Origin of the sequence: Bradyrhizobium sp. BR 10261, from assembly GCF_019455395.1 — a bacterium.
Taxonomy (GTDB): Bacteria; Pseudomonadota; Alphaproteobacteria; order Rhizobiales; family Xanthobacteraceae; genus Bradyrhizobium; species Bradyrhizobium manausense.
The window spans coordinates 213,070-223,543 of the sequence record NZ_JACOFQ010000012.1 but is presented as its reverse complement, the minus strand read 5'-3'; the positions used below and the strand labels follow the sequence as shown (position 1 = coordinate 223,543).

General features: G+C 65.5%; 11 protein-coding genes. 9 read left to right on the top strand and 2 right to left on the bottom strand.

All coding sequences use genetic code 11. The annotated features are described in order from the left end of the window. From HYH07_RS16895 to gmk, 9 genes are all read left to right on the top strand, one after another. Window positions 1-655, top strand: a 655-nt coding sequence (locus HYH07_RS16895) for a TetR/AcrR family transcriptional regulator C-terminal domain-containing protein (RefSeq protein WP_220003539.1), incomplete at its 5' end; no start/stop codon positions are given. 3 nt (window positions 656-658) lie between these two features. Next, window positions 659-1,684, top strand: a complete 1,026-nt coding sequence (locus HYH07_RS16890) for a fatty acid desaturase family protein (protein ID WP_220003538.1) — start codon at window positions 659-661, stop codon at window positions 1,682-1,684. Between the two features lie 182 nt (window positions 1,685-1,866). After that, entirely contained in the window at window positions 1,867-2,826 is a 960-nt protein-coding gene (fabD, locus tag HYH07_RS16885; RefSeq protein WP_220003537.1) for an ACP S-malonyltransferase, read from the top strand. Window positions 2,827-2,884: 58 nt separating this feature from the next. Then, a complete protein-coding gene (fabG, locus tag HYH07_RS16880; RefSeq protein ID WP_220003536.1) occupies window positions 2,885-3,622 on the top strand; it encodes a 3-oxoacyl-[acyl-carrier-protein] reductase in 738 nt (245 codons plus the stop codon). Window positions 3,623-3,932: 310 nt separating this feature from the next. Beyond that, a complete protein-coding gene (locus HYH07_RS16875) occupies window positions 3,933-4,172 on the top strand; it encodes an acyl carrier protein (RefSeq protein ID WP_008130699.1) in 240 nt (79 codons plus the stop codon). 108 nt (window positions 4,173-4,280) lie between these two features. Next, on the top strand, window positions 4,281-5,546 hold the full coding sequence (fabF, locus tag HYH07_RS16870; protein ID WP_220003535.1) for a beta-ketoacyl-ACP synthase II: 1,266 nt from the start codon (window positions 4,281-4,283) through the stop codon (window positions 5,544-5,546). 125 nt (window positions 5,547-5,671) lie between these two features. Further along, window positions 5,672-6,943 (top strand): endolytic transglycosylase MltG, encoded by a 1,272-nt coding sequence (gene mltG, locus HYH07_RS16865; RefSeq protein ID WP_220003534.1) that lies wholly within the window; start codon window positions 5,672-5,674, stop codon window positions 6,941-6,943. A gap of 131 nt (window positions 6,944-7,074) precedes the next feature. Then, on the top strand, window positions 7,075-7,962 hold the full coding sequence (locus HYH07_RS16860; RefSeq protein WP_220003533.1) for a YicC/YloC family endoribonuclease: 888 nt from the start codon (window positions 7,075-7,077) through the stop codon (window positions 7,960-7,962). Window positions 7,963-7,965: 3 nt separating this feature from the next. Next, a complete protein-coding gene (gene gmk / locus HYH07_RS16855) occupies window positions 7,966-8,619 on the top strand; it encodes a guanylate kinase (protein WP_220003532.1) in 654 nt (217 codons plus the stop codon). On the opposite strand, the gene HYH07_RS16850 is transcribed toward gmk, so the two are convergent. Together HYH07_RS16850 and HYH07_RS16845 are read right to left on the bottom strand one after the other, a co-directional pair. Next, window positions 8,552-9,739 carry a hypothetical protein gene (locus tag HYH07_RS16850; protein WP_312016679.1) on the bottom strand — a complete coding sequence of 396 codons (1,188 nt, stop codon included), beginning with the start codon at window positions 9,737-9,739 and terminating at the stop codon, window positions 8,552-8,554. The two genes, gmk and HYH07_RS16850, sit on opposite strands and share 68 nt — an antisense overlap. 215 nt (window positions 9,740-9,954) lie before the next feature. Continuing rightward, window positions 9,955-10,470 (bottom strand): hypothetical protein, encoded by a 516-nt coding sequence (locus tag HYH07_RS16845; RefSeq protein ID WP_220003530.1) that lies wholly within the window; start codon window positions 10,468-10,470, stop codon window positions 9,955-9,957. Window positions 10,471-10,474: the final 4 nt, after the last annotated feature.

Genomic DNA, 10,474 nt, shown 5'->3' with positions numbered 1-10,474 from the left:
GCATGCGGCGCGGGCGACGCGCTCGGCGGGGCGCAAGATGCGGTCCCTGCTGCTGGATGCGGCGAGCCCGCTGTTTCGCGAGCGGGGGCTGTCGGGCACCGCGATCACCGACATCGCGGCCGCCGCGGACGCGTTCCCAAGCCAGATCACCTATTACTTCCGCACCAAGGAGGCGCTGTTCGTCGAATGCGCCTGCCGCGATCTGCTGTATCTGGCCCGCGCGACCGAGCAGGCGGCGCTGAAGGCGCGTACGCCGCGGGAGTACACGCACGCATTGGCCGAGACCGTGACGGCGAGCGATTCTATCGCCTTCTTTGCCGAGGCGCTGACGTTGACGCGGCGGCGCCAGGATCTCGCGCCGCTGGTCGAGCGCACCATCGAGCGCCTGCACGCTGAAGGCGCGCGCGCCTATGCTGGCCAGGTGGCGCGCCACGGCTGGCGTTCGCTGCGTGCGCCCGATGAAAGCTCGCGGCGGTTCTGGGCCGTCGCCATCGGCGTCATCCTGGAGGGTTACGCGGTGGGCCGCTCGCCCGAAGCGCTCTGCGCCGAGATGCTGCGTGTGCTCGGCGAGCAGGCGAAATCGACGGGTGATACTGCGCGCCTGCGTCTCGTCGACGAGCGTGACACACCGCGCAATTCGAATGAGGAGGGGTAGGCGATGACCGCGCTTCGCATGCGCGCCCGCGATTTCCTGACCGATGATCAACTCGCCGACGTGCGTCAGCGCGTGACCTGGAAAGGCGTCGCGATGATCGCCCACGCCTGGGCGCTCATCATTGGTGCGATCGCTTTGGTCGCGTGGTGGCCCAATCCGCTCACCTATGTTCTCGCCGTCGCCCTCATCGGCTCGCGACAGCTAGGTCTGGCGATCCTGATGCATGACGGCGCGCATGGTTGTCTGTCTGCGGACGAGAAGACCAATCTGGCCCTGAGCCAATGGCTCTGCGCCTATCCGCTGTTTGCCGAGACGCGCAGCTATCGCCGCTATCATTTGCAGCATCACGCGCGCACGCAGCAGGAAGACGATCCTGATCTGGTGCTATCGGCGCCGTTTCCGATCACGAAACTGAGCTACCGCCGCAAGTTCATTCGCGACATCACTGGACAGACTGGCTACCAGCAGCGCAAGGCGCAATTGCTCAACGCGCTCGGGCCGACGGACTGGCCGTGGCGCCAGCGCGCCGCGCATTTCCGGGAGAAGCTCGGCCCGCAATGCCTCGTCAACGCCGCGATGTTTGCTGGCCTTGCCGCGGCCGGCGTGTGGTGGGCCTATCCGCTGCTATGGCTGGTGCCGCTGCTGACCTGGATGATGGTCATCACCCGCATCCGCAACGTCGCCGAACACGCCGTCGTGCCCGACAGCAGCGATCCCCTGCGCAACACCCGCACCACGCACGCCAATTTCTTCGAGCGTCTGTTCATCGCGCCGTATTACGTGAACTACCACCTCGAGCATCACCTGTTGTTCTACGTGCCCTGCTACAATCTGCCAAAGGTGCATCGGCTGCTCAGCGAGAGCCGGCATGCCAGTCGGATGGAAGTACAGCCGAGCTACGCAGCAGTGCTGCGCCTTGCGACCGCGAAGCCCGATCGGGATGACCGCCCGGGCCAGCTGGTGAACAGCGCGCGCCGCGCGCGGGCAGGGGCGGCGGTCGATGCCAACCAGACCGATGGTGGATTCTAGATTCTAGGAGCCTCATCCCCGGTCGAGCGCTGGCCGAAGTTCCTATCTTGGCTTGACATTCCGACCCCGGACAGTGTCTACGGCCCTTTTCGGAGCATGGTCGGGAACCAAGGCTCGGGCCGGACGTCATCGGCTGCCGGGTTCTCGAAGCACACGGCTCGAGCGATCCAGGGAGCGCGCCGATGACGGCAGCATTCACATTTCCAGGGCAGGGTTCCCAGGCGGTTGGCATGGGCAAGGCCCTGGCCGACGCGTTTCCGGCGGCGCGCGCCGTGTTCGACGAGGTCGATGCCGCACTTGGCGAGAAGCTGACAGCGACCATCTGGGACGGCCCGGCCGAGACCCTTCAGCTCACCGAGAACGCTCAGCCGGCGCTGATGGCAGTGTCGGTGGCCACCCTGCGCGTGCTGGAGACTGAGGCCGGATTTTCCGTGGGACGGGATGCCGCTTTCGTCGCCGGTCACTCGCTCGGGGAATATTCGGCGCTGGCGGCGGCGGGCAGCCTGACAATCTCCGATACCGCGCGGCTGCTTCGCACCCGCGGTCTCGCAATGCAAAAGGCCGTGCCCGTCGGCGCCGGCGCCATGGCGGCGCTGCTCGGCCTCGACTATGACGCCGCCATGGAGGTCGCCAGGGAGGCGGCGCAGGGCCAGGTCTGCCAGGCTGCCAATGACAATGGCGGCGGCCAGGTTGTTGTCTCCGGCGACAAAGCCGCGGTCGACCGCGCCGTCGAGATCGCCAAGACCAAGGGCGCCAAGCGCGCGATGCTGCTCCCGGTGTCCGCTCCGTTCCATTGTCAGCTGATGCAGCCCGCCGCCGATGCGATGGCCGAGGCGCTGTCCAAGGTCACGATCAGGGCCCCGGCCGCGCCGCTGGTGTCGAACGTGCTGGCGAGCGCCATCACCGATCCCGACGAGATTCGCCGCCGGCTGGTCGAGCAGGTCACCGGCACGGTGCGCTGGCGCGAGTCGGTTGCCTATATGGCCGGGCAGGGCGTCACCCGTTTCTTCGAGATCGGCGCGGGCAAGGTGCTGACGGGACTCGTCAAGCGCATTGCGGACGGCGCCGTCGGCGTTGCAGTCGGCGGTCCCAACGATATTGCCGCCGCCAGGGACGCATTGGCCGCCGCGAAGCAGGCTTGAGTTTGCGCACGATCTTTCCGGACACACTTTTCCGGATCGTGCTTTGGAGGAGTTTTCGATGTTCGATCTGACTGGCAAAAAGGCGCTCGTCACCGGTGCGACCGGCGGCATCGGCGGCGCAATCGCGCAGGCCCTTCATGCGCAGGGCGCCACCGTTTCGATATCAGGGACGCGGAAAGAGGTGCTGGATGAGCTTGCGGGCAAGCTCGGCGAGCGCACCCATGTGCTGCCTTGCAATCTCTCCAAGGCCGACGAGGTCGAGGCGCTGGTGCCGGCTGCGGAAGCTGCGATGGGGCAGGTGGACATTCTCATCGCCAACGCCGGCATCACGCGTGACAATCTGTTTGTTCAGCTGCGTGACGAGGATTGGGACGAGGTCATCAACGTCAACCTGACCGCGACCTTCCGCCTGGCCCGTGCCGCCACCAAATTGATGATGCGCAAGCGCTTCGGCCGCATCATTGCGATCACGTCGATCGTCGGCGTCACCGGTAACCCGGGGCAGGGCAATTACACTGCGTCGAAGGCCGGCCTGATCGGCATGATCAAGACGTTGGGCGCCGAATACGCCAAGCGCGGTGTCACCGCCAATTGCATCGCGCCCGGCTTCATCAAGACGCCGATGACCGATGCGCTCAACGACAAGCAGCGCGAGACCATTCTGGCCAAGGTTCCGGCTGCCCGCCTGGGTGCGCCCGAGGACATTGCAGCCGCCGCCGTTTACCTGAGTTCGAACGAAGCAGCCTACGTCACCGGCCAGACCATCCACGTCAACGGTGGCATGGCCATGATCTGACTTCGTCGTTCCGCACTGCCCACATGGCTGGTGCGGATGCGGCAAACGGCCGTTTCCGGAGCGAATTGAGGCGTGTAGTCAAGGCAGTTGAAGTATGATAACCGGACCTTCAACGGATGGGCAAAGAACGCCATTGCAGGTTTTTGAAACCCTGTATATTGGCGATGCGGAGCCTTGGCCGTCGTTCGCCGGGCCTCCATCGGTTAAGATGGGGCCAAATCAAAGTTCGTAAGCGAAGGCAGTCAACGACCACGACGGCTCGTATCGTCCCGGGGGGTCGGGTCTACAGGGAACAACACGAGGTTATGCAATGAGTGACATTGGCGAGCGGGTTAAGAAGATCGTGGTCGAACACCTTGGTGTTGAACCCGAGAAGGTTGTCGACGCAGCGAGCTTCATCGATGACCTCGGCGCCGACAGTCTGGACACCGTCGAACTGGTGATGGCGTTCGAAGAAGAATTCGGTTGCGAGATTCCTGATGACGCCGCTGAGACGATTCTCACCGTCGGCGACGCCACGAAGTTTCTCGAGAAGAACGCGAAGAGCTAAGGCTCTTCATTTTCGCGGGGACAACATTGAAACCGGACGGGCCGCTTCGCAGCGGCCAGCCGGTTTCTTGTTATTGGCCGTGAATCTTTCGATGCGGAGTTTTAGGATATGAGGCGGGTTGTCGTCACGGGTCTCGGCATGGTGTCGCCACTCGGCTGCGGCGTCGAGCCGACCTGGAAACGCATCCTCAACGGCGAAAGCGGTGCGCGCAGGATCGAGAGCTTCGATGTCTCCGATCTGCAGACCAAGATCGCCTGCACCGTCGTGCGCGGCGACGGCAGCAACGACAGCTTCAATCCAGACAAATGGATGGAGCCGAAGGACCAGCGCAAGGTCGACGACTTCATCATCTTCGGCATGGCTGCGGCCGGCCAGGCGCTCGACGATGCCAATTGGCATCCCGAGAGCGAAGAGGATAAGTGCGCCACCGGCACCATGATCGGCTCCGGCATCGGCGGCCTCAACGGCATTGCCGACACCGCGATCCTCCTGAAGGAGCGCGGCCCGCGCCGGGTGTCGCCGTTCTTCATTCCGGGCCGCCTGATCAATCTCGCCTCCGGCTATGTCTCGATTGCGCACGGCCTGAAGGGCCCGAACCATTCGGTGGTCACGGCCTGCTCGACCGGCGCCCATGCGGTCGGTGATGCGGCCCGCCTGATCGCGCTCGGCGATGCCGACGTGATGGTTGCAGGTGGTGCCGAGTCGCCGATCAGCCGCATCGGCATTGCCGGCTTCAATGCCGCGCGCGCGCTGTCGACCGGCTTCAACGAGACGCCCGAGAAGGCATCGCGTCCCTACGACAAGGACCGCGACGGTTTCGTGATGGGCGAGGGCGCCGGCGTCCTCGTCCTGGAGGAGCTCGAGCATGCCCGTCGCCGCGGCGCGAGGATCTATGCCGAGGTGATCGGCTACGGCCTGTCGGGCGACGCCTATCACATCACGTCGCCGTCGCCCGATGGTGATGGCGGTTTTCGCAGCATGTCGGCCGCGCTCAAGCGCGCCGGCCTGACCGCGTCCGATCTCGACTACATCAACGCGCATGGCACTTCGACGCCGCTCGGCGACGAGATCGAGCTCGGTGCGGTGGAGCGGCTGCTCGGCAATGCCGCCTCCAAGGTGGCGATGTCCTCGACCAAATCGTCGACCGGCCACCTGCTCGGCGCGGCCGGCGCGATCGAGGCGATCTTCGCGATCCTGGCGATTCGCGATAATGTCGTGCCGCCGACCATTAACCTGGACAACCCGTCGGTGGAGACCGCGATCGATCTCGTGCCGCACAAGGCGAAGCAGCGCGAGGTGAACGTCGCGTTATCGAACTCTTTCGGTTTCGGCGGTACCAATGCGTCGGTGATCGTCCGGCGTCTGGTCCAATAGTTTGCGTTCGAGACGAATCCACCGTTTTGCCGTATTCGGCGATAGTCATATCAGTGGGCGCGTGCATTGGGCTCGGCAAGCAATTGTCTGGCTGCGATTGAACCGGCAGGATTCAGGTTGCTTCGATGAGTGAAAGGCCGCCCATTTCGCCCCGGAGTCCGCGGGCAGCGCTCGAGCCCGAGCAGGTCCCGCCGCCGCCGAAGCGTTCGGAGCGGGCGCGCAATCCGTTCGTCGTGGTCGGTAACGCCATCATCACCTTGCTCTTGATCGGAATGATCGGCGCCGGCGCGGCCTATTATTACGGCCGTCAGGTGCTGGAATCGCCGGGGCCGCTGAAGGAAGACAAGGTCGTCAACATCCCGCAGCGTGCGGGCAAGCGCGACATCGCCGAGACCCTGAACAAGGAAGGCGTCACCGACGTCAACCCATGGGTGTTCATCGGCGCCGTGGCTGCGCTGAAGGCGAGCTCGGACCTGAAGCCCGGTGAATATTCGTTCCAGAAGAACGCGAGCTTGCGCGACGTCATTGCCACCATCGTCGAGGGCAAGGTGGTCCAGCACGCGGTCACGATTCCCGAAGGCCTGACCTCCGAGCAGATCGTGGCGCGGCTCAGCGACAACGACATCTTCACCGGCAGCGTGCACGAATTGCCGCGCGAGGGCACGCTGCTACCCGAGACCTACAAGTTCCCGCGCGGGACCCCGCGTGACCAGGTGATCCAGCGCATGCAGCAGGCGCACAAGCGCGTGCTCGCCGAGATCTGGGAGCGCCGCAGCCAGGACCTGCCGGTCAAGACACCGGAGCAGCTGGTGACGCTGGCCTCGATCGTCGAGAAGGAGACCGGCAAGCCGGACGAGCGCAGCCGTGTTGCGGCCGTGTTCGTCAATCGCCTCAAGCAGAAGATCAAGCTGCAGTCCGACCCGACCATCATCTACGGCCTCGTCGGCGGCAAGGGCACGCTGGGACGCCCGATCAAGCGCAGCGAGATCACGCAGCCCTCGCCCTACAACACCTATGTGATCGAGGGCTTGCCGCCGGGCCCGATCTCCAATCCCGGCCGTGCCTCGCTGGAGGCCGCAGCCAACCCGGCCCGCACCCGCGACCTCTATTTCGTCGCCGACGGCTCGGGTGGCCACGCCTTCACCGAAACCTACGACGCCCACCAGAAGAACGTCGCCAAACTCCGCGCGATGGAGAAGCAGATCCAGAACGACACGGTCGAGCCCGCCGATGACGCGCCACCGGCCGCCGCGGCGCCCGCAGCCACCGATACGGCGCCGACCGCGGCCACGCCGCCCAGGCCGAGCCAGCAGAAGAAGCCGCCGGCGCGGCCCGCAAGCCCGGCGCCCGCCCGCCAGGGTGCTGTGCAGCCGTCGCCGCCGGTGGTCCAGCGCTAGGCCTGCACCCATCGAGGTCCCTGTAGACTTGCCTTGCCGACTTTGCGGATTCCACTTTCCTGCAAAATAGTCTTAAGATTCGCGTGGCTTGATGGCCTCGCGAATCCCAGTTTTCCGGAGAATTTGACCTGATGGCGCTGTCGTCCATGACCGGCTTTGCGAGATGCCACGGCGCAAGCGGGCCGTATACGTTCGAATGGGAGTTGAAGTCGGTCAACGCCAAGGGCTTTGACCTCAGGGTGCGCCTGCCGCAGGGATTCGACGAGCTCGAGGCTTACGCCAAGAAGCGCGCCGGCGAGCTTTTGTCGCGCGGCACCGTCTACGCCAATCTCAACGTCAAGCGCGCCAATGCCGCCGCCACGGTCCGGGTCAATGAGGACGTGCTCAACGCTGTGCTGAAGGCCGCCGCAATGATCTCCGGCAAGGTCGATGCGGTTGCGCCGAGCATCGACGGCCTGCTCGCCATCAAGGGTGTCGTCGAGGTCGCCGAGCCCGAGGGCGACGAGGAGGAGGACAAGGCCGCGCGCGCTGCTGCCGCTGACGCCTTCGACAAGGCGCTCCACGAGCTCGTGGCGATGCGCAAGCGCGAGGGCATCTCGCTCGGCGAGATCCTGACCCAGCGGGTTGACGAGATCGAGCAGCTCGCGAAGAGGGCGGAAAGCTCGCCCGGCCGCAAGCCGGAGGCGATCAAGGCGAGGCTCGCCGAGCAGATCGCAGCTCTGCTTGATACCTCAGACCGTTTCGATTCCGATCGCCTGATGCAGGAGGCGATCCTGATCGCGACCAAGGCCGACATCCGCGAGGAGCTCGACCGCATCGCGTCCCACATCGCGCAGGCGCGCGAGCTGATCGGCAAGGGCGGCCCGATCGGCCGCAAGCTCGATTTTCTGGCGCAGGAGTTTCACCGCGAGGTCAACACCTGCTGCTCGAAGTCGAACGACATCGAGCTGACCAACACCGGGCTCGCCATGAAGAACGTGGTCGAGCAATTCCGCGAGCAGGTCCAGAATCTGGAGTGATCGATGACGACGGGCGGAACTGACGGTGTCGAGCGGCGCGGATTGATGTTCGTGCTGTCCTCGCCATCGGGCGCGGGCAAGACGACGCTGTCGCGGATGCTGATCGACCGCATGCCGGGCCTGAAAATGTCGGTCTCGGCGACCACGCGGTCGATGCGCCCGGGTGAGGTCAACGGCAAGGATTATACGTTTGTCGACAAGGCGACCTTCGATGCGATGGTCAAGGCCGACGAACTGCTGGAGTGGGCGACGGTGTTCGACAACAGCTACGGCACGCCGCGCGGACCGGTCGAGGCGGCGCTGTCGGCAGGCCAGGATGTGCTGTTCGACATCGACTGGCAAGGCACTCAGCAATTGAAGCAGAAGGCGCGCGCCGACGTCGTCAGCGTCTTCATCCTGCCGCCCTCGGCGGCCGATCTCGAGAAGCGGCTGCAGTCGCGCGCGCAGGATTCCGACGAGGTGATCCGCAAGCGCATGAGCCGCGCCAGCGACGAGATGAGTCACTGGGCCGAGTACGATTACATCGTCATCAACCACAATGTCGATGACGCCTTCGCCGAGGTGCAGTCGATCCTGAAGGCTGAGCGCCTCAAGCGCGAGCGGCAGACCGGGCTCGTGAGCTTCGTGCGAGGGCTGCAAGGTCAGCTTCAAGGCTAGGCTCAGAGCCCGGCTTGGTCAGCCGCGGTCCTTGGCTCGCCAGCCGTTCCAGCATCGCCGTGATGATATCGACGTCGACGGCATTGTCGTCGGGCGCATGGTCGGCGTGCACGTCTGCGTCGCGGACGTGCTCCTGATCCGCGTTCACATCGTGATCGGCCGTTCTTTCGTCCTGACCGTCGTCTTGGCCGTCGGCCGCCAGAGGCGCCGCGGCCTCGATCGCGAACTCGCGGTCGAAATAGTCGATCTCGGTCTCCTCTCGCTCTGCAGCCGCGACCTCAAGGAGACGGTTTTGCGCTGCGATCCGGCGGATCCCGTCGGTGAATGTGGCGATCTGCGGTGCCTCTGGACGCACGGGGGGCTCCGGACGCACGGCGTCGAAGTCGACCGGGAGCGGTCGCTCCAGGCGCGGTGCGGGGACTGGCGTCGCGTTGAGCCACGGCGCGCGGCTGTCGTCGTGATCCTGCCTGTTATCCCAAATGACGCGGCGATCGGCCGTCTGGGCGCGCGAGCGGCCACCGGCGAAGCGGTAGATCACGCTGGCGATGAGGCCGGCGAGCGCGAGCGCTCCGATGATGACGAGCAGCAATGTCGGGAGCGAGCCGGTCGGCTTGTCAGCACTGTCGGCCGAGGCGAGCGCCACAGGGGCAGGGGATGCCGGCGGCTGCGCGCTCGGCTGATCGACTGCCGTTGCGGGTGCCGCTGCCGACTGCGGCGCCGGCGCGGCTGGGGTGTCCGGCCAGCGCGTGGCGACGGCCGGCTGCTGCGTATCACTGCTGGTAGCGGACGCCGGTTGAGTTGCCTGCGGCGCAGTCGCAGTCGCAGGCGCAGCTTGCGCGATGCTCTGCGGCGCGATGTATTCGGCGCGCGCATTCTGCACCGATTGCTGCGGCGGTGAATCCGGTTGCGGCGAGCCATTCTCGGTTTGCGCAGTGGTCGTGGCTTTGGCGCCCTCGGCGCGCAGATACCAGCATTGCCGCTTGGTCCCGCGTTCCACGCGATAGTGCCAATGCTGTCCCTGCGGCGCTGTGCCCTTCGGCGAGGCGAGACAGTCGCTCGCGGCAGCTGCCGTGCTTGCAGCGGCAGCGGCGCTCGGCGCGTTCTGTGAGACAGCGGCCAAGGGTGCGCCCGCAATAATGCTGCCGATTAGCGCGGATAAAAACTTTGCGGTGCGGTTGCCCATCCTGGTCTCCCGGTTACGCATGACGCAACTCGTTACGTTCCCCTTCTCAACAAAGAGTTGGGTGGCAATGAGCCGCAAATCCGGAGAGGATGTGGCTTGAATAGGGCCTGCGCGGCGTTCGTTCCACCGCGAATTCAGGCTTTTTGTCGGCGCTATTGCTTGCTTGCGGTCCAGGTTCCCGAACAGCCGTCGGAGCGGCGGAAGGTGCCGGAACCGCTGCGCCCGGACAGGCGGCCGGCGCCGGTATAAGTGATGCCGTTTCCGGCCTGGCCGAATGTGTGCACGGCGCCGTTCGCGCTGACCGTCCCGCTGACGCCTTCGCCGATGACGCGGCCCGAGGTCACGACGGTTGCGCCGCTCGACGAGCCGCCGCAGCCGACACTAACGACCGCCCAGGCGCCGTCGAAGCTGCCGCCGCCTCCACCTCCACCTCCGCCGCCGCGCCGCGACGAGCGTTGTTCGTCAGCGGCCGGCTTGCTCCGGCGCGCCGACGGTGCGGGTTCGGCGGAGCGGCCTGCAGAACTATCCTGGCGCGAGCCGGACAGGGATTTCTCGTCATTGCCGATCGAGCCGCCGGCGCTGCCGGATTGCGCGAAAGCCGATGAGGCCTGCAGAAGGGCGAGGAGAAGCGCGGTGAGGATAACAGGGCGGCTTGCATTGTTCGACATGAGC

Bases quoted from the DNA above. Each gene is read 5' to 3' on its own strand.
- HYH07_RS16890 (WP_220003538.1), top strand. From the start codon at position 659: ATGACCGCGCTTCGCATGCGCGCCCGCGATTTCCTGACCGATGATCAA.
- fabD (WP_220003537.1), top strand. From the start codon at position 1,867: ATGACGGCAGCATTCACATTTCCAGGGCAGGGTTCCCAGGCGGTTGGC.
- fabG (WP_220003536.1), top strand. From the start codon at position 2,885: ATGTTCGATCTGACTGGCAAAAAGGCGCTCGTCACCGGTGCGACCGGC.
- HYH07_RS16875 (WP_008130699.1), top strand. From the start codon at position 3,933: ATGAGTGACATTGGCGAGCGGGTTAAGAAGATCGTGGTCGAACACCTT.
- fabF (WP_220003535.1), top strand. From the start codon at position 4,281: ATGAGGCGGGTTGTCGTCACGGGTCTCGGCATGGTGTCGCCACTCGGC.
- mltG (WP_220003534.1), top strand. From the start codon at position 5,672: ATGAGTGAAAGGCCGCCCATTTCGCCCCGGAGTCCGCGGGCAGCGCTC.
- HYH07_RS16860 (WP_220003533.1), top strand. From the start codon at position 7,075: ATGGCGCTGTCGTCCATGACCGGCTTTGCGAGATGCCACGGCGCAAGC.
- gmk (WP_220003532.1), top strand. From the start codon at position 7,966: ATGACGACGGGCGGAACTGACGGTGTCGAGCGGCGCGGATTGATGTTC.
- HYH07_RS16845 (WP_220003530.1), bottom strand. From the start codon at position 10,470: ATGTCGAACAATGCAAGCCGCCCTGTTATCCTCACCGCGCTTCTCCTC.